Genomic DNA, 24,898 nt, shown 5'->3' on the forward strand with positions numbered 1-24,898 from the left:
CCATGGAAATACAGATTATAGTAATTTACTGCCTTTTGGACGACTACATCCTTTCGAAAGGGCATAAAGATTGGCCAAATGCCAAACTTTCTACTGCGGAAGTGATGTTGATAAACATAGTCGGAATGAGATTTTTTTATGGGAATATTGAGACTGCACGAACATTTCTTACAGAGCATAAATACATTCTAAAATGTCTGAGTAAAAGTGCTTTGAATAGAAGGACTCACCAAATTCCTATGGAGTGGTGGGAAGAGATTCTTGAGTTTATCCAAAAAATGAGAAACCAAGGTAAATTACCTCTTGAATATATTGTAGACGCCTTTCCTGTGTCTGTTTGCAGGAATATAAGAATTCGAAACTGCAGAATTTATGAAGGAGAAGAATTCAGAGGATATAACTTTAGCAAACGTGAATGGTTTTACGGACTAAAAGTTACAGTAATTGCTTCTCGGGATGGCTGTCCTTTGAGAGTGATACTTTGTCCGGGAAGTGAACATGACTCTGTTCCTTTCAAAGTGATGACTCGTAATTTGCCCAAGGGTAGTGAAATTTATGGAGACTCAGCATATTCTAATTGTACCCATTGAAAGTCCCTTGTAAAGTGGGATATTCTAGATAAAACCGCAATAAAATGCAACTAAGAGACGACCAATCTCCCCACTAAAACTATCAATTCCCTAGCACATTAACAGGTAAATGAGACTGTTTTGAATAAATTACGCAATTTTTACGCATTTGAGGAATGTTTTGGCACATTTTAATTTGTTTTAAAGGCATTAAAGCGATACCGACTTAATTGAATTCGGTTTCGAATTCTCTGATGGTTTTTAAGATCAATTCCCACTCAGGAACCTCCCTAAAAAACATGGATTTCATTAGGTTGTAGTCTTTTTGAAGTTCTTTTAAGGTATGCGAAGGAGGGGAAAGCTTCAAAGTTCCTTGTCTAGCAGTGCTGTAGCTTGCCCAGCCAGATGCAAAATAAATGCTTTTGTGATTAGCCACCCTTTCAAGTAAAGCAGCTTCTTTCAGCGCTTTTTGTTTTACCGGAGAATTTAATAATCGGAAAAAGTCATAGAAGTGCCTCGAAATACGTGGTGGAAGCTTTTTATCTTGGGGTAGATGTGCATATTGATGAAGGATAGTCGCCTTTTCCCAAAAAGTTCGCTCGGCATTCAACACCCGAACGACTATTTCAGATTCATGAATTTTTTCTTTTAATGCTTCTTTAGCGTAGCTTTGTATTCTATGTTGACTGACCGGCCAATGTTCTGACCTTGCCCCAATTTCGATTTTTACAAGGGGTCTAATATATCCAGCTTTTGAAGTTTCGCTTGGATATTCAAATAATAAGGTTTGAGCATCAGGGTCTTCTTGATCAAGGAATACTTGCCATCCATCGGTTACCCCAAGTTTTTCTGCAAAGGCATCTTTAAGATCAGCCAGCATCTGAGTTTGCACATAAACAGAGCAAGCTTTTGAAAGATTGTCAATTATAGCATTCTGTTTTTTCTTGGACGGTGCATTTTCAGGATCATGAGGCGTCCCAAAACCAAAAAATTCTCTTTCGATTGAAAGATCAATGTCCTCTGAAAAACGATCAATTAATCCATATATTTTTGAAAGAGACGTGCCTCCCTTGAAGGTAAGATACGGCTTTATCTTCTCAAGTGAAAATAGCCTTTCTAAAACCCATACAACCCAATAATCTTTCTCTATAATTTCAAAAGGCATATTTTGGATATCAGTAGCAGTTCTAAAGAAAAGTGCTCGTTCATCTTTGGATAAAAGATAAATTTCATTCATGGCTTGAGTCCCATTATTTCAAAAACAAGAGCGCGGATCCAGGCGGGAGCAAATTTCATGTTTTTTTTAATTTCTTCTTCAGTTGTATTTTTTAGGAATTTTGAAATTTGCGCACGCGCTATCTGGTCAATATGATCTTTTCCTAGATTTTTCAAAGCTTGAATCAGAAGACCTTCTCTAGTCCCTGCAGAAGACATAATTTTTTTTGTGGTCTTTTTAAAAATGATTTCTTGATTTCCAATCTTAACTTTTCGGGATGGGCCTTCGGTCAAAAATATAACCCGACCAGGCACTTGCACAGAAAGGCCAACTAAATTGGCAGCATAAGCTCCAGCAGGTTGTATTTGAACTCCATTTTTTTCTGCAATTGCCTTGGCGACTTCGTTCAAATCAGGTGGAATGGTACCCAATAGGTCATGCATTTTGGGATAATCATAAACACCCTGAACAAGCCGCCGGATGATGTTTTGTTTTTGAAGTTGTGAAAGAGCCTTTCGAATAGAAGCATCGCTACCTAGATCCGAAAAGTGCATAGTGGTAAAACACCAACCGCGACCATGATCGATAATTCTATCCTTTACCAAGATTTCAATACTTTGATGCATTTTATATCATCCCCTGATTTTCACAAAAATAGCATCTTTTTGTGAAATCAAGCAACTTAATTGTTCGCTTTTCACAAAAATAGCATCTTTTTGTGAAATTTATTGACTTACAGCTGCACTTTTTGCTAGATTCTTTGTCATGAATAAGATCACGCCAAAGATATTTAATGGGAGTTTAGAGCTCGTTCTTTCGGAAACGGTATGCTGTAACCCAAAACACGGTCTCCAAGTCCACATACCTGTTACTTCCGAAAAGACGGCTCAATTTCATTTTAGATTTGAATCAGATTCTGACCCCTCTAAAAAAGGCTGCGCAACTTCTCAAGACGGAAATGTGTTAACTCTTATTCTTACCAATTTTCTCGGTTCTTTTGGCGCTTCATTGACTAATCCCTTGGAGTTTTGCATTGGCGAAGATAAATTTTTTTTACAATTTTATGGAACAGCCTCGGGGTCAGACTGTTTGTGTTTAACAATTTCAGTATTTAAAGGTCAAAAAAATGCCTAATTTTTTTTCGACACTTACTGGAAAAAAGATTACTGGAGATGGCTATAAAAGCAATGTTATGGCTTCAGTAAATTGGGTCATTGGCTTTTGTCAGTTACTATTTGGAACCGGAGTTGTAGCGGGACCTAGTCTTTGGATTCAAATCTTGAGTGCTACTATCATGATTGGACTTTTAGTTTTTTATTGTTGGATGGTTAGATATTTTGTAGTTTTTGATCCTTCACGTTTGCAGAGTGAGAGATATAATCTTGAGATGCATGCTATCAATGCTTTGCAGAGCAGCGTGTCGGATGATAAAGCTAAGCTCACAATCCCTCCCCAAAAGCCGCCCACCATTCAAAAATCTTCTCAGCCTTACTCATAACTTTAGAATTTGTGACAATGATATCGAAGTGTGACAGGAGTTTGCCAGGATTCACACATGTCACAATCGTCACAGATAAAGTATTGCAAACTCGGTTTGGTCGGGTTTGTGCGGGTGTCTTTCTTCTTCAATTTGAGCAGCTTGGAAGAGATGGAGAAGGTTCATTGACCGTTCGGATTGGATGTGTTGAGGAGATCTCGTTCTTTCAAGACCTCCAGTATAGCAGGGATATAAGACCCCAAAATAGGTGATTCAGGATCTAAGTTCACAAGAAGTTGCTGTTTTTGTAACACATCAATCCAGCTATACTCCAGTCCTTCTCCAGATAATTTTAGTACTAAATTAAAATACACATAGGACAACCAATTTTGTTTTCCGAAATTAAATCTCTTGTAGATTTTTAATTGCCATCCATTTTCTTTGGCTCTGATATGGAGCCGCTCTATTTCTCCAATCACACGATTTGAGGCTTGGGCTCGACTGATACTTTTTTTCTGAACGGCAGCCGCAGAATCTACACAGCTACGCCAAATTAAGAAGAAGATTTCACCAAGAGGCCTTTCTATAATCAATTGATTAAATAAAAATTTTGTTTTATCTCCAACTTGATGGGGTAACCCATATTCTTCCCTTGTTCGTTCAAGAAATTCCAATGCCTCATCAGTCATCAGTGCTCGGATATCTAAAGCAATGCATTCGGCGTCTCCGCAGTCAAACGAGCAAGTTCTGAGAGTATTTAAGAGATGCTCTTTGGGATTTAGTGCATGGCTAATTACTTTATAGCTTTCGCTTTGTCCATTCCAATTAAGGGAATCATCCTTAAGCACTGCTGTACGAGGACTGTCATCCAAAAACTGAAGATAGGATATTACTTTTTGAATTGCTTCCGCTGATTTATGAGGACTTGTTCCCAAAGAAAGTTCTGAGTCCCTAAGGGGTGTAATAATAAAAGGATCTTCACTCGTTGACTGTACGAGCATGGCCAATAAAATTGCCCAATCATCATATGTACCAAATTCTAACGAATTCACGTTTTGATTGTGGTTTTGAACCCGATTTTTGATAAGTTCCTTTCGGTGAGCTTCTTCTAAAAATGCTTTTTCTTGCGCTTCTTTTTTTAAGCGCTCTTTTTCGATTCGATGAAAGGCTAAGCATGGTGAGCAATTACATTTCAGCGCAAAAGGTTTGTGCCCACATCCAATGCAGGTTGCAGATCTATTCCATTTTAACCCTTCTTTAAATTCACTTCGGCTTGCAAAATATCCTCCAATGGATCCTTGGCAGACAGAACATTGCTCAGGAATGAGAATTTTGCCAATGGAATAAGGACCATGCATTTGGGGATTGTTTAACTTCTCGATATCGTTTCCAATTGCTTGGTTCCATGTTTGGCCAACCCAAAATCTCTCCATAACTGAATACATCCAGGGCTCAATGTTTAAATAAATTGTTTCATTCATAATTATTCTTTTGCGGACGCATTAGCTGGTTTTATGATTTTAGTTAGGATTACGAGCTATGATCATAGCATGCACTTATAAAAAAGAGAATCGTTTTACTGCAGTTTTATCCAGTCTAGTGCGTAAATACTGCGTAAATGAGCTTTACGCAGCTAAATTTTTCGATGTGATTTTTGTGTTGTAAGCCACTAAAAACAAAAGGCTTCAGTCCTTAAACTGAAGCCTTAAAATTGAATGGAGGTGGAGAGAATTGAACTCTCGTCCTGGGCAAATCTACATATTAATATCTACATGCTTAGTGTGCTGAAAATAAGTCAATCACATTGCAGCCACCACACTATGATTAACTTGCTTCATTTATCTTAGAATAAAACCCTAGAAGCGGCGGACTTTATTCCGTACCAAGTCAATGACAGCAGACTCCTCGACCCTTGGTCCAGTCTCAGACTGCTGTGCTGATAAAGCTGTTAGGCTTTATACAGCGACCAATTAGTCAGGTTAAGCAGCAGCAGCGTAAGAAACTGAATCAGCTTCTACAGCAGCGGCAAAATCAACACCACTAATTAGTTTGCTATTTGTGTTAGCATTTATTGTTTTATCGGCTTTTTTAGGAGGCCAACCGACATCCTCCGCATGCAATCAATACTTGACTTCTCAGTCGAAACCGTGACACCCCCAAATACTGATCTTATTTATATTATAGCTCTAGCTAAATTAGTAAGCAAGTGGGATCAAACTTTCCAGTCATCATTTTCTGTTTCTGGTTCAACTTCTTCCGGCTGGCCTTGGGAGTCAACTAGATTTCTAGCTTTCATTTCTTTTTTCATTTCTTTTATAATCTTTAGCGCGATGGGGTTTTGACCTTGACCTTCTTTCTTGACTAATGGCTGCTTAACTTCTTTATCCTGATTTACAGAAATTTCAACCTCATCTTCCTCTTCATTGTCAATATCTCCATCATCCCCAACAGCTCTTCGACGATTTTTTTCTAAGGCTTTAAGAAAATCTTCATCTTTATTGGCATTATTTTGTCTAATTGGAGCTTCTCTAGATCTAGCTGGCAGGGGATCGGGATTGCTATCAATTTTAGTGGGATCGGTAGCATTATCTGTCTTCAAGGGCTGCCCATAAACCCTCGGTGGACGAGGAGGTGCTGGAGGCTTAGTTTGAGAGGATGGCTGATCAGAATTGTCAACAATTTTAGCGGAATCAGGAGCGTGATCTGTCGCGCCTATTTGCCCATAAACCCTTGGAGGGCGAGGAGGTGCTGGAGGTTTAGTTTGAGAGGATGGCTGATCAGAATTGTCGTCAATTTTAGCGGAATCAGGAGCGTGATCTGTCGCGCCTATTTGCCCATAAACCCTTGGAGGGCGAGGAGGTGCTGGAGGTCGAGACGATGGACCAGATGAAAGTTTATTCCAACGATCAACATGCATGAATTCTTCAAGCTTAGCTTTAAATCGTGTTCCTAAATATAGCTCGCTAATCGTGGAAACTTTCTTTGCTGTTTCCTTGATTTCCTTATCTTGTTCTTCAGTATAAGGCTCGGTCTTTTCTTCAAAAGCAATAAGCTTTGACTCAAGTTCATCCGCTAAGGGCTTATAAGTTTTCTTGATTTTTTCTTCATTAACCCATGAAAGGCTTGTCAAAAAATGCCCAAGTCTAGAAAAAAATAGTGCAATCGATTTAATTTTTGGGGAGTTTTCTTTTTTCAGGTAATGCAGGAGTTCTTCGTTATTGTTTACTTTGCACGATCTTTCAATAAAGTCTCCATGATTATCTAACTGAATTTTTTTCATAATCTTAAATTTCCTTACTAAAAACACGTCTAATATTAACAATTTTATTTTATCATTAATTTTAATTTATAACAATGGTAGTTATAATTAACTATCTCTATATTTTAGGTGTGTATAATTTAAATTTTACTATTTGTTTGCTTTAGGTTTTTAATAATTAAAAATTCGAAATTAAATAAGTAAATGGTATGATTATTGTATAGTAATTGCAGAATGGGAAGGAAGATTATGGTTAACTTTTTTGAAGATTCTCATCGTTTAATTGAAATTAAATATGATTTTTATGGCATTCCCCATGCACGACCTATTGACATTTCTCAGAGTCAAGAGACCCCTCTATCTTCTGATATTACGACTTCTCCTGAATCTGTTGTTTTAACATCTTCCAAGCGTTCCCTTCCTTCTCAACAAGTTTGGCGTCAAGAGACTGTTATGGGGAGAATGGTGAACTTCTTTGAACAAGCTGCTCATATTTTAGGAAAAGTCTGGCCTAAACGTTCAAAAAAAGTGGACCAACGTTTGATGGCGGCCATTCATGGCAATCGCATAGAAGCTGCATATCCCGGACTTCAAATAGCCCCTCTTAGCCGAGTTTTAAATTATCTCGTTCCCTTTTTAAAAGCGCAAAAAGGGGAAATGGCTCCTCCAAAAGAACTGATTCATTCCTTGCAACAATGTGCAAAATGGTCTGCTGATTTAGAAAAAATAGGGGAATTTAAAAGCTCGAAAAAACGTAATGCCTCGCTTGAAAACTTAGCTAAACAAATCGGCAAAAAAATAACATCCTTATCTCCTGGAGAGAAATGTTTAATCCCTGGCGGCTGGATTGAAAGAGGAAGAAAAGAGCATTTTGCGTTATATGAAATCACAAAAAATCCTGAAGGGGATTATCAATTAAAGATTATTTCACGCGATCCCTTTATCAATCCTCAAGCTTCCCTTTTTTCTGCAGGAAAAGTCAAAATTTATCCAGAAACGATTTTTAATCATTTAACCCTTGATGAACTAACCAATTCAGCGTGGCTACAGGCCCTTTTAAATCTCCAGATTTTACCTAAAGTACCAAAGGAAAATGCGGAAATTGTTTCCCCAAATTTTTCTTCCTTAAGTAATTTATTCTCCCCTTTGGCAGACAAAATTGATCAATCAGCAAAGCCTATAAAAAAATATAAAACGGCATCTCAACAAGCCCAAATTAAAAATATATGGATGGTTGTTGACCTTTTAGGAGTAGAAAAGCCGGGCGGGGAAGCCATGCGTAAAAAAAGAAACTTGCAGCTAAAGGTGAACACTCTCTTTCAATTTTTTGAAGTGGCAAAGAAAGACTTGGCGAACAATCGCACTAATCAAATTCTTCTTCAAGAAGGTATTCAAAATGTCAGTCGTATTACCGGTTTATTGCTGGCAGAAAATTATCTGACTGAACCTGAGGCTGCAATTATTATTCGAGAATGTAGGATCATCGAAAAAGCAATAGAATCAGCCAAAAATGCTAAAATAAAAACATCAAAAAAAAATCCTTTTGAGCAAAAAAAGACCTTAGCAAAATTTTCCTTTTTAATTCCAAAAGTCACAATAAAACCGTTAGATGTTAGGGGCGTTGAGGAGTCAACGCTTAGGCCTTTCATAAAAGCTCAAGTTAACATCCCAAGTGAAGGGCTAAGCATTAATGAACCGGAAATGGTTGAAATACCTCATTTAACCAGTGACACGATTGCAAACACTCTATCTGATTTATGTGCGAAGTGCAAAGCTCTTGCTCTCAATGGGGAAGATTATGCCTTGCAGTCAGGTATTCTGGACTTTGTCCAGGGCATCGCCTTGCCCGAAATTTCTCCCCCAATATTTTTTGGAGGTAAGCGCTATTCATTATATTTTGACTACAAAGGAGGATCCATTGATTGGGCTAACATGTCCTCTGAAGAGCGTAAAGCTTGTTGTCTCGAATTGGGAGAAATCAGCCAAATACTAGTCGAATCCAGTCAAAAAACTGAGACTTTGAATCCCGAAAAGCTCATGACTTTGATTAAAGTAGGGATTTTGCAGGACTATTTAGCACGTCTTGAAGCAGGAGATACCACGATTAATCGAATCGATATCACGTTTTGGTCTGAAGTGATTAATCAATTCTTCGATCGACTTGACACCCGAATAAGAACTTATTCAAAGCGTGAAAACGATTTAATCAACGAATTAATCAATCAATGTGACGCGAAAGACCAATATGGCAGTATCACCGAAGAATATCGGCATGAAGGTCAAGAATATCCCTATAAGATTCAGCGCCCATCCAATTTTTTTTCACAAGAGAAAATGCCAGAAGAGTTTATCGCTGTGGAAAAACAAATTCAGCTTTTCGAAAGCATTTTTCCATTCAAAATGGGCTATCACTCTCTTCCTAAAGGGGCTAGTGAAATGATCCAAGCGAGTTGGAACAAACGGTATGAATTCACACTTTTTAGGGCTGCTGCGCAAAAGAAAATGGAAGTGGTGAGTGCATTTAGAAGAGAAGAACCAACTGAAGAAATGATTCGAGACGATGCGGAAAAGGTGTTACAAGGAATACGCCTTATGAGCAAAATTGAAGGAGAAAAAACAACTTTGCCACCGATCGATCAGCGAGATTTAGCCGATCTTTTAATGCTGGTTTCAGAAGGATCTCTTTTTGAAATGATGGGATTTATTCGGGATAAACCTCACCTTTTAGAATATGCTGACGTGCGTTCATTAATTGAGCATACACTTTTTGGAGGACAAAAAGAGGAGACTCCTTATCCTACTCAATTTATACGACACCATCTTTTTACCGATGACTTAGATAAAAAAGAATGTTTACTATTTGCAGACTGGATTCAAGAGCAATGTCAGCTTTTTAGCAATCGGGGAAGTATCCATGAAACGTTATTTTTGATCAATCTAGCACATAATCTGAAAAATCTGGCTCCAGATTTTATCATAGATCATCCTATTAATGATGAGTTTCCAAAGTATGTCCAAGTTGTTAGAGAGTGGGCATATGCTTCTTTAGATCCAACCAAGCCTGAATTTGAAAACAGGCATACTCTTTGGAGTCACCTTTTACTTTTACACGAAAATGCGGAACACTTAGATGGCCGGCAGATTGTGGAGTTTTTAGAAGGCAATGCGGTGTTAAAAAACGCCACTCCAGAAGCCTATGAATGGGATCCCATGCTACAGGCTCGCCTGCATATTTTGCGCGAAAAATGGAAAAAACCGATAGAGGATTTTCTTAAAAAAGCAGAAGCAAAGCCTTTTATTCAGGAAGCTGCGAATTTCATCTGCCAACTCACTCAGTCGGAACCTTCAAAAGAAGAATGGAAAGGGACTTTTCCGGTGTATAGTGCAGGCGATTATGAAGTTGATCTTAATGCGGGATCTCTAATTAACAAAAAAGCGGGCTGGTCAAGTCAGGGAATACCCATCGCAATTCTTAAAAAACCTCAAGTTGAAAAAATCTTGTCGCAAGCCAATGCAAAGGGACTATCATCAAAGCATGTGCGAAAAAAAGATGTAGATTATTATTTCATCCAAGAATCTAAAAATCATTCGTTTGCTATCGCTGCAGAAAAAGACATCATAAGCGTTTACAAAGAAATTGACCTAGAAAAAGAAAAAATTTGGGGGCAATACATCGCGAAGGAAGACTTATTTAAGAAACCTATAGAGAAGTCTCCAACATCTTTGAAAAGCCTGTTTGGCTTAATCAAAAAAAACAAAGCCATGCAAAGCACATTCCCTGAATTTCTCAATCGTTCAGATTACAACTTTTGGATCAATACGAAAAAGCCCTCAGAAGTTTTTGTGACAAATGAAAAGGGGGAGCTTCTTTTTCAGATTTTTTTCAAGGAAAGTCATAAAAAGCAAGAGATTGATGGTCTTGTAGATTTGAGAGAAGGCGCTGCTTCCCATCAAAAAATGGAAATAGGGGCTTTATCGGAAAGCATGCACCCCGTGTGGCAGCAATTTAAAAATGCAGATGTGCCTTCAAACATTGTGGTGTGGAAAGCAGATAACAACATTCAAAAAGTTGAATTAAATAGATTTGGCTTAAGTTTTGTCGAAAAAGAAGGAAAAATTGTCTGTGCGAGCTCGCCTCTTAAAGGCTGGATTTTGGAGGAAACGTCTTCTGCAGATTTAGTAAAAAAAGATATTCCCAACGCTCTAGTCTTGCGTCATCCCACTCGAGGCTCTCAAAATCGTTTAATTGTTCCAAATCAAAAAATCGAGCTTTTGGAATCTTCCTTAAGCACGCTGAAAAACCAACTAAAAAGTCGTATGCTTTCTAAGGATCCTGCGAAAGACTGGAAATTATCGACAGCAGAAGAAAAGCAAGATTTTTGGATTTTTGATGTGGATCCGCTTACTTTAAATCTTAGAGAAGTCGCACAAAAAGAAGACGCTATTCAGATCGAACCTTTTCTTTATCTTTCCGATTTAGCCTATATGCAACATCAGCCTGAAAGAAGCTTAGCATTTCTCCTTCTCGCAAGCAAAGGGAACACCTGGAAAGAGGAGGATGTGAGATTTCTTAAGCAATACATCAAAAGCAATACCATTCACACTCCGGATAAAATCGCTTTAATGTTGCAGGCCGTATTAATCGGTAAGCAAGCCCTTCCAAAAGAGGGCAAGCACCTCTTCGATGCAGAAATTACTCAACTTTATAAATCTTATCTTCAATTTGGTGGAAAGATCTCTGGAATTTTACGTATTAGCGACGAAGACAAACTTGTCTGCTTGCAGGCCTTAGAAAAGGTAGATCCCCAATTTTATCATGCGAATGCTCCTTTGCTTGTTTCTAGAAAACTCCAAAAGATGCGTGCAGAAATCATCGAAAAACCTTATTTCTCTTCAGTTGATAAAAAAAACATCTCCATGTTCAGTGAACATTTGTTAAGGGTTTTAAAAACACAAAAAAAGGCTTCTTCTTTTGAATTTTTCTCTAAAAATGTGTCTCAATTAGGCTCTGAATTTTTAGAATTGTATCAAACCATTGCGAAAGAAAACGTGAATAGCAAGAAGTTCAGGCAAGTAGAAATGACGTTACGGGCTTTACCAAACTTGTATGAGACGGATGTTAGTGAACCTGAATTTTTTACAGCTCTCCAATATTATCTCATCCGAGTTTTGGATATCCGTCAAACAGGAGATGCAATTCCTTTTCCTGAAGCTCCTGACCTCACTTTTTCAGTGAATAAAGACTGGGCTGCATTACAGACAGAACATCAAGAAAACTGGCAAAATTTACATCAATTTTTGCAGGAACTCGAAAAAATTGCGGGAAATGCCACCCAAGTTAAAAGAGATAAGGAGATAAAGGTCACACAGGCTGAATATGTTGAAGCGACATTTGCCGAAGATTTAGAGAGCGCTTTGGCAATTGTGCAATCAAAAAATCCTCATCTCAACCTTGCAGAATTGGAAATCGAAGATTTAGAAGCGGCTTTGGACAGTAAAAGTTCGATCATGAGCCCTATTTCTCTAAATCCTGCAATAGGCCATGCCCTTTATACAGAAGCTGAACTCACAGCCTTTTTTACGCAAAGCTCTGGCAAACCTATTCCAACTTTAGACCTTTCTGACTTAGTCGACCCATCAAATCCAGCCTTAAGTGCTACTGCAACTTCTCTTGAAGAGGATATTCGCATAGCGAGACAATCCATGGAGTCCGAAACTCCAATGCAGTTGATTGATGGAAAGAAATCACGAATAGACCTCGAAAAAGATTTGGCCAGTAAAAAAACAGCCGGGGAAGTAAAGCAACAAGTTGCCCGAGAAGCAATATTCAAACTCATTCAAGATCAAAATCTATCTGCACAAGATCTACAACAGCGAATCTTGCAACGAAAAGCAAAATTTGTGCAAACGCTTGATATCGAACTTTTATTGAAGCATTTTTTGCAAAATGATTTAGAAAGTCTGGCTAATAAACTTCCTCAAAACATTCAGTATGATCAATTAAAAAGTGCTTTAGGAAACTATCTTCTCATACTGACGGATTTGCAACGCATAGAAACCGCGTTAGAAGAAATCAATCAGTTAAGTCATCAAAATGTGGATTTAGAAGCGAACCTTTACAAACTTTTAACCGCAGATCGGCAATATAATCCTGAGGAACATCCTCAACTACTTTTATTCGAATACATGTCTAATCTGCTGTTACGAGAAAAGCAACTCCAAATGGTCCAAGATTTTATCCAAAATCCTGATTGCATTAGACAGGCAGTGACGGGAGCAGGTAAAACGACTGTGATCTTGGTGCTGACTGCTTTCATGCAAGCCAATGGGACTAACCTTGTGACTGTTAACTTTCCTAAGCATCTTTACCACGAAAACCTCAATGATCTCCAAAATAAACTGGGCAAAATTTTTCAAAGAAGTGTTTATCCTCTCCAATTTAATATGTCCAGCCCCCTGACAATTTCCCCATCCAAAAAGCTTGGCGATCGGACTGCTGTACAAGAAGTCTCAACGTTTAAAGTTATGTATGAAGATCTTCTGCGAACAGTTATGGAAAAAGGGGTTGTGGTCTCTACAATCGAAAGTCAGCAGGCGTTAGAACAAAAATGGATCCGTTTACTGGATCAACAATCCAAGGAGAACCCTGCTAACATCAATCCAATGGATCGCGAGCATCTCATTTATTTAACAAAAATTCTGAAGCTAATGCAAAAGCATCAATCCACCATGCTTGATGAATTTGATAAAGCTTTGAATCCTCGAGAAGAGCGGCACTTAAAGATCGGATCGCAACCTATCCCAGAATTTATCTGGCAGACAACTTTGGATGTCTATGAATTGCTTTTAGCAGACCCTGCACTGGGATTACTTCGTAATGTGCAAGGCGAGCTTCTAGATGATCAAGCGCGAAGTGAAGCAATTGCACGCGCGGCAGGTCAAATGGCGCAAAAAATAGCACAAGAAAAAGAGATTCCTGGATTGGAAAAATCGTTGAAAAGTTATTTTTTAGGTGAGAAAGAGGATATCTTAGAAACAGTTCAAAATTGGTCTCCACAAGAACAAGATAAAATAGCCCTTCTGAAAGATCAATTTTGCATATATTTGCCCCTGACACTATCTAAAACTTGCCAAGTGAGATACATGCGTTCAAAAGATGGCGAGCATACCGTTCCTTGTTTAGCAAGCGACATCCCACGTGAAGGGTCAGAATTTGAACAAATTCTCGAACGTGTCAATTACACGATTCAAGATCATTACCAACGGGGAGAAACGGTTGAGTATGTGCAAAAATGGATTTCATCCAAGAAAAAAACAGCCGAAAGTGCCGTGTTAAAGGGGTTCTATGCATCGATTGATGAAACTGTAGAAGCACAAGTCTTTGCTAGCTATTTTCCAGGAAGAAAACTCAGTACCGTTTTGCCCAGTCATATTCCCGATATGGTAAATGAAATGAATAAGGATCCAAAACGGATTCGCAAATTTCTTGAACTGGCTTTAGCTAAACTTGATGTCTCCAGCGGAAAAATTAGTTGCGATGGACATAATTTAGTCGCGATGTCGCAGCATACGGCAGGAGCTTCCGCGACTTTAGGTTCTCTGCATGCACTTCCTTCCTCCATCCAAACCGAGGGTGCTGAAGATAAGGGGGCGACAGGCAAAATGGTCTTGAAGATGCTCATCAAGAGTCAGGCAAAGGATGGGTCTATTCCCGAGATGATACGGTATGATCCAGAGCATCCTGAACGCATCATTCCAGAAGCTTTAGCCATTAACAATGATATTCAAATCGTGATTGATGGATCAGGCGTCGCAGCTTTTCATGGAATGCCATTTAGCACACCTTCCCAACAGATTTTAGATGGTCAACCAGTCAATTCATCCATCAAAGGGATTATTTTGGGGGGAGAAGGCAACCTGCAACAGATTCACACACAAAATGGCATTTCTTCACCAGAAGCCGCGGGGTTAAAACCTTCAGAACTAGGCGGATTTTTTGACGAAAGTCGCGCACGAGGGGCTGATTTTCAGATGGCTCCAGGAGCACAGGCTCTCATTGCGGTAAGTGGCAAGCAAAAATCTTCAGAGTTGTTGCAATCGATTGGTCGTCTAAGGCGAGATGATCAACGGGCAATCTATACAATCGCTAAAGGAGATCAAATTCAAGACATCAAAGAATTGTATAAAAAATCCATAAAAAATGGCTTAGAGAGAGAATCTGATGATCTTTTCCGAGCAAAAAAACATGAATTACGCGATATCGTTCGAAGCGGTATGATTCAAGATCTTTTGCAACAAGCCGAGGATTATGGAATTGATCATATGCTGGCTCGTTATAGAGAATTTGCAGAACATCACATCTTAGTGAGCGAAAACAAGGAAAATTTAGATCATCCAGGATCATATTTTGGATTGCATGCACCCATCAGCAGAATGGATAAAGATCCTGTGAAAGAACTGCAAAAACTCAAAGAGGGTTATTTAAAGATTGCTGAACAAGTCCAATTATCTGCAGCGAAAGAAGAAATTAGCGGTCTCACTTATTCGATTGAAACGCTTCAGCTTTTGCCAAGAAAAGTATTCGGAGGCAACAGTCCTTTACTCGACCAAGAAGTTGAGGTAGAGACAGAAGTTGAAACCGAAGTAGAGACGGAAATTGAAGTGGAAGGAGATACTAAAGTTTCTGATCGTACCTATCTACAGTGGCTGAATGTGAACGATTTTTATTTTAAAATTAATAATTTGCAAAAAGTCCATCCTGCATTTGATGCCCACATTAAGCTGACAGAAAATTTCTTTCCTTTCGAGTATAACAGGGCGAGGGAAAGAAAACTTTTCGATCATTTACAAAATCCTGTGCACTACGTAGAGCTTGGGTTTACGTATGAATATGAAGAAATAGATATGAAAAAATATTTTAAGGATAAGAAAGCAGGTCTTCCCGTTACAATGCCCGAACCAACGATCATCCCTGAAAGCGTTCAACTCGAAGAAGCCATTTTATTGGATACAAAGGATTTTTCTATCAATTTTCCTGTGGGACAATCTGTTCATGGAGATGATGCTTTTGCAAGAGAAGCGAACGTTTACGATATGCGCTTAAAGAAATTCATTAAGGGACCTTTTTCTGAAGCAGAATTTCCGGAGCACCTTAAACCTTTGTTGAACCGAACTTTAGCTCAAATTCGATTCTTTAATGGAGAATATGACCAATATTCTGATGAAGAATTTGCAGCATTGAAAGATTGGCTATCTGAGTTGAATATAGATGAATTAGAAGGCTATTTCAAATCGAAAATTTTAAAGAATAGACCAGAGGATCAACAAAATTACCCGCATAGTCCTTTGCATGGGCTGTTTAACGAATTGCGAGGAGACTAGGTATGCTTAACATGCTTAAAACTGCCATAGACATCGAACACGTGATGAAGCCCTTTGATAAAGATGAGGTGGGTCATTCCTCTCTACAAGGGAAATTGGCGGGGAGCACCGTGATGCTTGTCGGCGGAGTTGCTACATTAGGTCTGCTGCCAGTCTTTTATTTTCTGACTGCTTATCGCAAAACCCATTATTGGGACAACATTGCCAATCGAATAACAAAATTGAATGCAGTTCAAAATTCCACCGTGGCACAGCAAGCCAAAAAAGCCCAAGCTTCTTTCGAGCAAGAATTTATTCAGAAACATGTGTTAAAAGAACTGCGGTTTTCCTTAGCGACTAAGTCGTTTGACAAGATTAAACAAGAAATTGAAAAGAACAAATTTAATGTTCAGACAATTGATAATGAAGGTTATTCCCTTTTACATTACGCCGTTCTTTATGAAAAAACAGAGAGGGAAAAAAGATTTGAAAATCCCCGTTACAAAAGCCACTTGCAAGAAGTCTTTAAGTTATTAGACTATTTAAAAGCTCAACCTAGCCTGATTAATAAAGAAACAAAGAAAGGGGATACCCCCTTATCCTTAATTGCTGAAAATGGCTTAGAGCAAACATTTTTTCAACTGATAGATAATCCAGACCTAAATGTGAATGCACGCAATCCGGAGTCTTTAACACCCTTACAGCTCTTAGCCAGAAAGCCACCCACACGAGCAGCTGAGATGGCTAGGGCTCTAATCAATCATCCTAAGTTTGATTTAGTTAAAAATGTCAAGCTTCCACAAAAATATCCTGCTACATTGGCTTCAGCATGCGAATTTGAGCAATTGGATTTAGTTTTGGAGCTATTGGCTTTGCCCGGAAGTGAATTGGTCAATCAGCCGACGCATAAAAGATTACCTGTTATGGCCATACTTTTAGATTTTTTTGAGCGTAAAAAGAACTATGAGGGTTTAGCCTTTTTGATTGAAAAGAGGGGGATTAACTACGACACAGATAAAAATAATGGAAGCCTGCTTCATTATGCTTTAGACAATGTGGAATTGGGATGCGTAAAGTTTTTGATAAAGGATCCTCGCATAGACGTAAATGCCTTAAATAAAGAAGGGAACACCCCTCTAGATATTGTAAAACAAGGTTCTGAGATTGAAAAACTATTACTGGAGCGTGGGGCCTCAAAGTCAGCTGATCTTTAAAATGATATTAAAAAGAGTATAAAGATGACTAAAGTAGATGCAACTAAAATAACATTTGAAAATCAAGAGCTTTCCATAAAAGAAATCGAGTCTTGCCTCGGCGGCAATTTTTTTGGAAGGACGATTAATCGTATTATTCTAAAAGCGAGAAAAGGCATTTGGGTTAATAATCAAAAAGTCGCCAATAAACTGAAATCTCTGCATGTGGAGACCCTTGATAATATTTATCAAGCATCGAAGACGAATTATTTAAAAACTCTTATTGTTAACGAGCAACGATTCAAATTGGCGAATTTACAAAATAAGAAAGTGGAGGTTCTAAAAACGCTAGATACTGATTCGAAATTCCTTACGCAACCTGAAATGTATGCGAAATTTATTGGTCGCCTAGCGGGTCTTATTGATCCACAAGCAAAATTATTTCATCAATCAGAAGTCAACGCGAAATTTATAGGACATGCTAGAGACCTTTTAGATTCTAATTTTAGAGGTAAGCCCGACGAGTATCTAAAATTGATTGAGCATCTTGTTCACCTTTCAGATATACCGCGTGGAACTGCTTTGGCAATACATGATAATGAGCTTGTATGGGTTCGTAAAGATAGCGAAGAGTGGAAAATCATTCCTCCATACTCTGAATCTAAAATAAGTGTAAATGAAAGCGAGCTTGAATTTGTTGATCTTGATACAGTCAATTTAGAAATTTTGGAAGAAGACTTTGCTGTTATCATAGATGGGAAAAAATTCTCTTCTCCTGAACATGCCTTAAATAACGAGGAGTTATCAAGGGCTATAGAAGAATTCAAAGAAAAATTGACAGAATTGGCAGATGGTCAACAATTCCAATTCAAAGTTGATTCATCAAAGCCATTTACAACCCTTGATGAAGGTCTTAAAGAGGCCGAAGCGAAAACAAATTTCTCCTCAAACAAAGATGAACGCTTTATTCAAGAGCAAAGCCATGATGATTTAGAAAGTGTGGCTATCTTGCAAGCAAAGGGATATTTACCTGAAGGAGAATTTTGTGCGGATTGGGTTGCAATAGATACTATTGGTGATATGACGATAGCGATTGTCGCTGATGCAGCAAAGAATAACCAAAATTCTCACGAAGGCTCCATGGAGCTAACAAACCGGTTTAGACAAATTCTGATTTCACAACTCATCAAGCTTCAAAAAGATGGAAATCTCACAACAGAAGACGTTACAGAGGCATTAACTCAAGCCATCATTCGAGCAGAATTTGCGACAAGGAGCGAGGCTAAAGTCATCGCTTCTACAATGGCGTGTACGATTATTATTCCCTCAGAGGAAAAGAAATATGCAATTGGATTTTGTCTAGGAGACGCTCGTGTGATGCTCAAACGAGAAGATGGAACGGGCAAAGATCTATCGCCAACGGAATTTTTTAGTTCTTATTCCTTTGCAGGTGCAAATTTCGGTGCAGGAATAAGGAAAATACAGCCTATTTTTCAAGAGCTTAAAAGAGGTGACACTATTCTTTTGGGATCTGATGGTTTTGGCGATAATATGGAAGCAAAAACGCTAGGAAAATCACCTTTACAAGCCCTCCATGAATTATATGAAGCACGTAAACTGGACGATCATCCCAAATTAAAAGCTTTGGCGGAGAATCCTGAAGAATGGATTCAACGTGCCACATCCATCAAAGATTGGACTGGATTTACCTTCACATCTTCGGATGATAAATCTTCTCTCATTCAAGAATTACATACTCTTTATTCAGAATATGTTCTTGAGAAAATGGCAAATACACACCTTGCAAAGGACCTTTACGATCACTGCACAAATTCCCCTCTAATTCAAGCCGGCTTATTCATGCTTGAATCAGAAAAAAATGATGTCCCTAAGATACAATTAATCGACGACAAGTATTCGAAAATAGGTCAAGAAGAGCGGCAAAAAGTTTTAGAAGGCTTTTGCAGACAAAATTTAGAGCGTTATAAAAATTTTGCTGAAAAAATGGTCGAAAAAGAGAAGATGAAAAATTTGTTTGAGAGTTGGGATCTTGAACCTTTGAAGGCTAGTGACTGGTTGAAAGATTATTGGAGAGAGTTCGAGGATAAGATTCCTCAAACAATTTTGGAAGATGTTCGAAAATTTAAATTAGAAGTAGAAAATCATGTGAATGAGCACACATCCCAATTTTACAGTGATATTCAAGAAAAACATGACCTTGAAGTTCAAGAGATTTACAGAAGTAATTTGGGGAAGTATAAAGAACACGCAACAAAAATCTTAGACTTGAATGAAGAAAGTGAAAAGCAAGAAGAATTGTTTGAACAATGGGAAAATGATCCTAAGGAAGCACACAAGTGGCTTTTAAACAAAGTTGGAAAGCCGGATGATTTCAGCTTAATTGCTTTAACAATAAAATAAAGTATAGAGCGGATATTTGATTTATCCACTCAGGAATAAGGTTTCTTTCTCTTTATTTTTTTTTGTTTAAAATTTAGAATGAATAGAATTATTTTAATAATGTGTAATTTACAAAGGTGCTGCTATGACAAGTAAGATTGATCCACCCAAAATAATGTTTGGAAATAAAGAGCTAACAGTAAAACAAGTTGAGTCATGTGTAGGAGGCAATCTCCTAGGGAGAACTGTTAACCGTATTATTTTAGGTATTACTAAACAAGTATGGATTAATGATCAAAAAGTAGCTAATAAACTTAAAATATTAGATGGCGATACTCTTGATAAAATTTACAAAGCAACAACAAATAAAATTATTAAAAATTTGATTTTCGAACAACGCACTAAAGTGAAAATGGCCAATCTACAAGGTAGAAAGATAGCCATCATAGAAAAATTGGATCCAAGTTTGCGGTTATTCAATCATCCTGCAGAATATGTAAAAATTGTCGAACATATTACACGTCTTGCAGATCTACCAAGAGGGATAGTTCTTGCAAAACATCAGGATAAATTAGTGTGGGTACGAAAGGATCAAGAAGGCTGGAAAGTAATTCCTCCTCTTATGGAACCACAAAGCGTCAAAGAGGATGAGCTTGAGTTTGTAGATGTTGATACAGTAGAATTAGAATTTTTGCAGAAAGATTTTGTGCTTGATTTAAAAGGAAAAAAATATCCATCTCCTCAGAATGGGAGAAATAACGAATCCCTCCTAAAAGCTACAAAAGAATTAAAAGAAAAAATAGCAGAGTCAGGACAAGGATTGCAATTCAAATTTTCAATTGGCCAAGGAAAGTCCATAGCAACACTTGACGATGCTCTCGAGGCATCGGAATCTGGTTTTGTAGCGAATAAAGATGAAAGATTTGTTCAGGCTCTAACGCATGATAAAATGAATGGGATGGCTATCCTTCAAGCAAAAGGCTATTTACCTGAAGGAGAATACTGCGCGGATTGGGTTGCTTTAGACAATATTGGGGATATGACAATTGCTATTGTAGCAGATGCTGCAGGAAATAAAAAGTCCTCTCATGATGGGTCTTTAGAATTAACAAATCGGTTTAGACAAATCCTTACGACGCAATTAGTCAAACTTCAAAAAAATGGAAATCTTTCATCGGAAGATATTGGTGAGGCTCTGACTCAGGCTATCATTCGAGCAGAACTTGTCACAAGGAGTGAGGGACAAATGGTCGGTTCCACAATGGCATGCACAATTATTATACCTTCCGGTGAAAAGAGATATGCAATCGGATTTGGTCTTGGTGATGCACGTGTAATGCTTAAAAAAGAAGATGGCACCGCAAAAGACTTGACTCCAACAAATTTTGAGAGCCCTTATTCTGATCCAGGACCGACTTTTGGAGCTGGTATAAAGAAAATTGTTCCCATCTTCCAAGAACTTAGGAATGGGGATACAATTTTATTAGGATCCGATGGCTTTGGTGACAATATGGAGGCTAAATCTTTGGGGAAAACGCCCATACAGGTGCTTAAAGAGCTAGATTTAGCTGGCAAGCTGGACAATCATCCTAAATTAAAAGCGTTTGCTAAAAATCCTGAAGAATGGATTTTACAGGCTACTTCTCCCAGCGATTGGACCTTCAACACAAGGAGAGATGATTCTGAGGAGGCAGCAAAAGCTCGAGAATGGCAGGGCTCTCTTAGCAAAGAATCTAAAGCCCTTCTTCAGGAGTTGCATACTCTTTATTCCGAACATCTACTTGAAGAAATGGATAGAGCTGACATTGCAGATACAATATACACGCATTGTACAAAATCACCTTTTATTGAGGCGAGTTTGTTCGTATTAAAGATGGAGGAATCTGCGAAAGCTAAAGCCGCAGACATCGATCAAAGACTAAAATCTTTGTATCAACAGGAAAAAGATCGAATTTTGGATGAGCTATGTATTGAAAATTTAAAAAAATATAAAGATTTTGCTATTCAACTGACCGATCTTGATGGAAAAAGTGAAGAACTCACACAATTATTTAAAAGTTGGGATGAAGATCCTAAACTTGCACATGAATGGTTTAGTAAAGATGTTAGACTTTCTGATAAATTCAAAGATAGACCGGGTTACGAAGAAGCTGGACAGCTCAAACTGCAAATTGATGGAATGGTCAATGAGAAGATCTCCCCTTTTTCTGCTACATTAAAAGCACAGCAAGAACTAGAAAAAGCCCAGGTTTTAGATAAATTGTATAGAGAAAATTTGGAAACATATAAAGACTTCGCGATTCAAACGACTGGTCTTGATAAAGAAAGTGAAGAACTCACACACTTGTTTGCAAGTTGGGATGTAATTCCTGAAGAAGCGCATTTGTGGCTTGGATATCGTGCAGGAAAGCCGGATGATTTCAGCTTAATTGCTGTAACGGTGAAATAAGCCAAGATTTGAGTTTATCTAATTGAGAAACAACAATTAGATAAACTCAAATCTTGATATCAATTGGAAGTTGCTTTTTGAGATTTTTACTCAATGGACTAATCCGTTTGAGGTAAAGTTTCTGAAGCCTCTTTCCACTTGAAAAAATGGTAAAGAGGGACCCCCATTAAAAGGGCACCTAGCCCAGCGCTGAGCTGAATCCATGAAACCTGTAAAAGTAGCCAAAAACTCAAGATTAAGGCAGCGACAGGAATAATCACATAGAATGGACCATTGATTAACGGTTTCCACTCTTCACGTCTGCGCAAAACTAAAAGAGCTAAGCAGGTGGGAATATATTGTGTAAATCTCGCGACAACATTCAAAATCGCAAGCTGATAGAAGTTCCCAGATAAAGCGATAGCACATGCAAATAATGCAGTTAGCAATGCAGCTACATAAGGGGACTCATACCGATTCTTAGTTCCGATAAACGATGGAATGAGCTGATCTTCTGCCAAAGCAACGGCTACTCTCGGACTCATAAATGAAGCGACTAAATTAATCCCACCAATTGAAATCAGCATCCCAATATTTACCACATTTTTGCCCCATTGTCCGCCTAATGCATGTGCGATGTCAGAAATAGGAGTTACGCTTTCGGCAAGTTGAGGTCCTAAAACACCAATGGCGACAATTTGAATTAAAAAATAGAGCAAGGAGCAAAAACCAATCACAATCACTAAAGCGATAGGAATATTCTTTTGAGGATTTTTCATTTCTTGGGCTGCAACAGCTAATGTTTCAAATCCCGTAAAGGCATAAAAAACCATGAGGAGTGCTTCTTTAAAATTGGTCTGCTCAATTTCATGAATGGGAGTTAAGACAAAATGCTCGCTTTTTAAAAAAAACAGGCCAATCAGAGCAATAAATAACAGGGGAATCAGTTTGGTAATGGTAATCATATCATTCAAAAACTTAAATGAATGAATTCCCAGTAGATTCAAAGTTGTGAAAAAGGTGATCTGCCCGACAATTAAAAAACTGCGGAATGGTTCTTCAGCCAGGATGGGAATTAGAGTACTTAATCCTGTTGCAAAACCTACAGCTAAAGTGGCCCATGCAATAATACTAATTACCCACTTCATCATTCCAACTTCAAATCCTACAAAATCTCCAAAGGCTTCACGGGCATACAGATAAGCAGCCCCATTTTTATTGAAGAGAGAGGCACATTTTGCGAAGCAAAGAGCGATAGATGTAATAAAAAGAGTGGCTAAAAGATAAAGAAAAGGTCCCCACGTTTCGACAAGAGCCATCACTTTTCCGGGGAGAATAAAAATGCTGGTACCGATCATGCTGTTAATTCCCAGCAGGATGATACTTAAAAGACCGAGCCTTTTCGAGTTAGATAGACCCATAATCCTTCACTTTTTGAATAAAGTAATTAAATATTTTTTGCATGTTGGTATCTGATGCGATCATCATTTCAGGGTGCCATTGGACACCAAGCATGAAGTGCCCATCATTCTTCTCTATTCCTTCAATCATTCCATCTTTTGTCTTAGCATTGACAGTAAAACCATTCGCGAGTTCTTTAATTGCTTGATGATGAATGCTATTTGTCAAAAGAGACGATGTTTCAAAGATTTCTTCTAAAATGGTGCCAGACATTAAATCAACCTGGTGTGTAGGGACATGCTTTTGCGCTTTTTGGCAATGCTGAATCCCTGTATTCACCATGTGTGGAATATCCTGATAGAGAGTTCCCCCAAATGCGACATTTAATAATTGCAAACCTCGGCAAATTCCTAAAATTGGTTTGTTCGTTTCTTGTGCAATTCGCACAAGATGCAGTTCGTGGGTATCTCGTCTCGGAAAAATAGTCCCAATCATGGGATGGGGTTGTTCTCCATAAAGCAAAGGATTCACATCAATGCCACCTGAGAGGATGAGTCCGTCAATCTGATTCATCTGTTCGCGGACAATTTCCTCATTTTCCACGAAAGGCAGCATTAAAGGAATTCCGCCAGCCTGGATGATCACATCAATATAGGAACAATTCACGTATACACGTTCTTGGCCGAGTTCTGGTCCCGCTGTTTCTAATAAAAAATTAGTTGAAATCCCGATAATTGCTTTTTTTGTACGCATGAAAAACCAATAATTGATAGAAAGATTAAATTTTAAATAAAAATTATAACAAATTGTCTCACAAAATGTCAATTTGATTCAATTTTATACATATCCACAATAGGTTAACTTTGCAATAAATCTATTTAAAAATAATTAATTCATTTGAATGGAGCGTAATTACTCTTGTCTGTTCTAATATTATTATTTATAATAATGTTAATGGTTATAATTAAAAAATAGGCTTATGCAGGAGACCATCATGTTTTTATTAACACCACAATATACAGATTTTTATCCCGATTTTACCCGTACAACTGACAAGATTGATGAGAGTGATAAAGTGGTCCAAACTTTACATGAATTTGATGCAGACAAAGAATTGTTGGGTATAAAAAAAGATAAAAAAACGCAGTCGCAATCGCTGGTACATATCAATAAAGATGATTATACCATTAAAAATAGGATTCTCTCGTGGTTTGGAAAAGGCAAATTAGCACATACGAAGTTCGATCTTTATGACGTATGTCGCTATTTGTGGCATTACGATTTTCAAGTTGAAGACAAAGAAGTGCACAAAAAAGTTTGTGATATAGCGGGTAAATTTTTGCTCCGTCCAGGGATGTCTTTATATAAACGTGCGGCATACAAGTATGCGCAATCACCCGAGCAGCTTGCCACTTTGGCTCTATGGATAAAAAATTCCAAAAAAGAAGATGCTCCAATATATTTTGAGACAGATGCAAGAAAGTTTACCCTATATACGAATTCTGCGATGGAGGACTCTGATTCTTCTGTAAATTCTGAGAAAGTAAAAAAAGTTTTCCGTAATCTTTGTATTTGGAGTTCTCCTAAATAACAAA

The 24,898-nt window shown here is 38.0% G+C and carries 13 protein-coding genes, 1 other RNA gene and 1 pseudogene; 8 read left to right on the forward strand and 7 right to left on the reverse strand.

The genetic code is table 11. From position 1 onward, the window contains the following. Nucleotides 1-2 precede the first annotated feature (2 nt). Nucleotides 3-587: pseudogene (locus tag AOM43_RS00795) on the forward strand (transposase); the annotation flags it as partial. A gap of 208 nt (nt 588-795) precedes the next feature. On the opposite strand, the gene AOM43_RS00800 reads toward AOM43_RS00795, so the two are convergent. Both AOM43_RS00800 and AOM43_RS00805 read right to left on the reverse strand, forming a co-directional pair. Then, nucleotides 796-1,806 carry a nucleotidyl transferase AbiEii/AbiGii toxin family protein gene (locus AOM43_RS00800; protein WP_006342584.1) on the reverse strand — a complete coding sequence of 337 codons (1,011 nt, stop codon included), beginning with the start codon at nt 1,804-1,806 and terminating at the stop codon, nt 796-798. Continuing rightward, nucleotides 1,803-2,411 carry a DUF6088 family protein gene (locus AOM43_RS00805; RefSeq protein ID WP_006342583.1) on the reverse strand — a complete coding sequence of 203 codons (609 nt, stop codon included), beginning with the start codon at nt 2,409-2,411 and terminating at the stop codon, nt 1,803-1,805. The genes AOM43_RS00800 and AOM43_RS00805 overlap by 4 nt, the downstream gene beginning before the upstream one ends. A gap of 139 nt (nt 2,412-2,550) precedes the next feature. Between AOM43_RS00805 and AOM43_RS00810 the strand changes: the two genes are divergently transcribed. Together AOM43_RS00810 and AOM43_RS00815 are read left to right on the forward strand one after the other, a co-directional pair. After that, on the forward strand, nt 2,551-2,919 hold the full coding sequence (locus AOM43_RS00810) for a DUF6864 domain-containing function (protein WP_036746635.1): 369 nt from the start codon (nt 2,551-2,553) through the stop codon (nt 2,917-2,919). After that, nucleotides 2,912-3,283, forward strand: coding sequence for a hypothetical protein (locus AOM43_RS00815; RefSeq protein ID WP_036746633.1), 372 nt, complete (start codon nt 2,912-2,914; stop codon nt 3,281-3,283). The genes AOM43_RS00810 and AOM43_RS00815 overlap by 8 nt, the downstream gene beginning before the upstream one ends. A 161-nt stretch (nt 3,284-3,444) precedes the next feature. Here the strand turns inward: AOM43_RS00815 and AOM43_RS00820 are convergent, their stop codons facing one another. The 3 genes from AOM43_RS00820 to AOM43_RS00830 all read right to left on the reverse strand — a co-directional run bounded on the left by AOM43_RS00820 (nt 3,445) and on the right by AOM43_RS00830 (nt 6,542). Then, the gene (locus AOM43_RS00820) at nt 3,445-4,743 is read right to left on the reverse strand and encodes a hypothetical protein (protein ID WP_059358670.1); all 1,299 of its coding nucleotides are present in this window, start codon (nt 4,741-4,743) and stop codon (nt 3,445-3,447) included. Nucleotides 4,744-4,975: 232 nt separating this feature from the next. Continuing rightward, nucleotides 4,976-5,420, reverse strand: a transfer-messenger RNA (tmRNA) gene (ssrA, locus tag AOM43_RS00825). A 54-nt stretch (nt 5,421-5,474) separates the two neighbouring features. Then, complete coding sequence (locus AOM43_RS00830; RefSeq protein ID WP_059358671.1) at nt 5,475-6,542, reverse strand: hypothetical protein; 1,068 nt, start codon at nt 6,540-6,542, stop codon at nt 5,475-5,477. A gap of 228 nt (nt 6,543-6,770) precedes the next feature. Here AOM43_RS00830 and AOM43_RS00835 point away from each other — a divergent pair, with 228 nt between their 5' ends. From AOM43_RS00835 to AOM43_RS00850, 4 genes are all read left to right on the forward strand, one after another. Next, nucleotides 6,771-15,902, forward strand: a complete 9,132-nt coding sequence (locus tag AOM43_RS00835; protein ID WP_059358672.1) for a DUF3638 domain-containing protein — start codon at nt 6,771-6,773, stop codon at nt 15,900-15,902. Between the two features lie 2 nt (nt 15,903-15,904). Then, nucleotides 15,905-17,095, forward strand: coding sequence for an ankyrin repeat domain-containing protein (locus AOM43_RS00840; RefSeq protein WP_013924988.1), 1,191 nt, complete (start codon nt 15,905-15,907; stop codon nt 17,093-17,095). A gap of 24 nt (nt 17,096-17,119) precedes the next feature. Next, on the forward strand, nt 17,120-19,495 hold the full coding sequence (locus AOM43_RS00845; protein WP_059358673.1) for a protein phosphatase 2C domain-containing protein: 2,376 nt from the start codon (nt 17,120-17,122) through the stop codon (nt 19,493-19,495). A 124-nt stretch (nt 19,496-19,619) separates the two neighbouring features. After that, nucleotides 19,620-21,923, forward strand: a complete 2,304-nt coding sequence (locus tag AOM43_RS00850) for a protein phosphatase 2C domain-containing protein (RefSeq protein ID WP_059358674.1) — start codon at nt 19,620-19,622, stop codon at nt 21,921-21,923. Between the two features lie 98 nt (nt 21,924-22,021). Here AOM43_RS00850 and AOM43_RS00855 read toward each other — a convergent pair whose 3' ends face one another. Both AOM43_RS00855 and AOM43_RS00860 read right to left on the reverse strand, forming a co-directional pair. Then, a complete protein-coding gene (locus tag AOM43_RS00855) occupies nt 22,022-23,323 on the reverse strand; it encodes an APC family permease (protein ID WP_013924985.1) in 1,302 nt (433 codons plus the stop codon). Continuing rightward, on the reverse strand, nt 23,310-24,056 hold the full coding sequence (locus AOM43_RS00860; RefSeq protein WP_006340319.1) for a gamma-glutamyl-gamma-aminobutyrate hydrolase family protein: 747 nt from the start codon (nt 24,054-24,056) through the stop codon (nt 23,310-23,312). The genes AOM43_RS00855 and AOM43_RS00860 overlap by 14 nt, the downstream gene beginning before the upstream one ends. 241 nt (nt 24,057-24,297) lie before the next feature. Here AOM43_RS00860 and AOM43_RS00865 point away from each other — a divergent pair, with 241 nt between their 5' ends. Continuing rightward, nucleotides 24,298-24,894 (forward strand): hypothetical protein, encoded by a 597-nt coding sequence (locus tag AOM43_RS00865; RefSeq protein WP_006340318.1) that lies wholly within the window; start codon nt 24,298-24,300, stop codon nt 24,892-24,894. Nucleotides 24,895-24,898 lie beyond the last annotated feature (4 nt).

The sequence above is a fragment of the Parachlamydia acanthamoebae genome (assembly GCF_000875975.1).
GTDB classification, from domain to species: Bacteria; Chlamydiota; Chlamydiia; order Chlamydiales; family Parachlamydiaceae; genus Parachlamydia; species Parachlamydia acanthamoebae.

Bases quoted from the DNA above. Each gene is read 5' to 3' on its own strand.
- AOM43_RS00800 (WP_006342584.1), bottom strand. From the start codon at position 1,806: ATGAATGAAATTTATCTTTTATCCAAAGATGAACGAGCACTTTTCTTT.
- AOM43_RS00805 (WP_006342583.1), bottom strand. From the start codon at position 2,411: ATGCATCAAAGTATTGAAATCTTGGTAAAGGATAGAATTATCGATCAT.
- AOM43_RS00810 (WP_036746635.1), top strand. From the start codon at position 2,551: ATGAATAAGATCACGCCAAAGATATTTAATGGGAGTTTAGAGCTCGTT.
- AOM43_RS00815 (WP_036746633.1), top strand. From the start codon at position 2,912: ATGCCTAATTTTTTTTCGACACTTACTGGAAAAAAGATTACTGGAGAT.
- AOM43_RS00820 (WP_059358670.1), bottom strand. From the start codon at position 4,743: ATGAATGAAACAATTTATTTAAACATTGAGCCCTGGATGTATTCAGTT.
- AOM43_RS00830 (WP_059358671.1), bottom strand. From the start codon at position 6,542: ATGAAAAAAATTCAGTTAGATAATCATGGAGACTTTATTGAAAGATCG.
- AOM43_RS00835 (WP_059358672.1), top strand. From the start codon at position 6,771: ATGGTTAACTTTTTTGAAGATTCTCATCGTTTAATTGAAATTAAATAT.
- AOM43_RS00840 (WP_013924988.1), top strand. From the start codon at position 15,905: ATGCTTAACATGCTTAAAACTGCCATAGACATCGAACACGTGATGAAG.
- AOM43_RS00845 (WP_059358673.1), top strand. From the start codon at position 17,120: ATGACTAAAGTAGATGCAACTAAAATAACATTTGAAAATCAAGAGCTT.
- AOM43_RS00850 (WP_059358674.1), top strand. From the start codon at position 19,620: ATGACAAGTAAGATTGATCCACCCAAAATAATGTTTGGAAATAAAGAG.
- AOM43_RS00855 (WP_013924985.1), bottom strand. From the start codon at position 23,323: ATGGGTCTATCTAACTCGAAAAGGCTCGGTCTTTTAAGTATCATCCTG.
- AOM43_RS00860 (WP_006340319.1), bottom strand. From the start codon at position 24,056: ATGCGTACAAAAAAAGCAATTATCGGGATTTCAACTAATTTTTTATTA.
- AOM43_RS00865 (WP_006340318.1), top strand. From the start codon at position 24,298: ATGTTTTTATTAACACCACAATATACAGATTTTTATCCCGATTTTACC.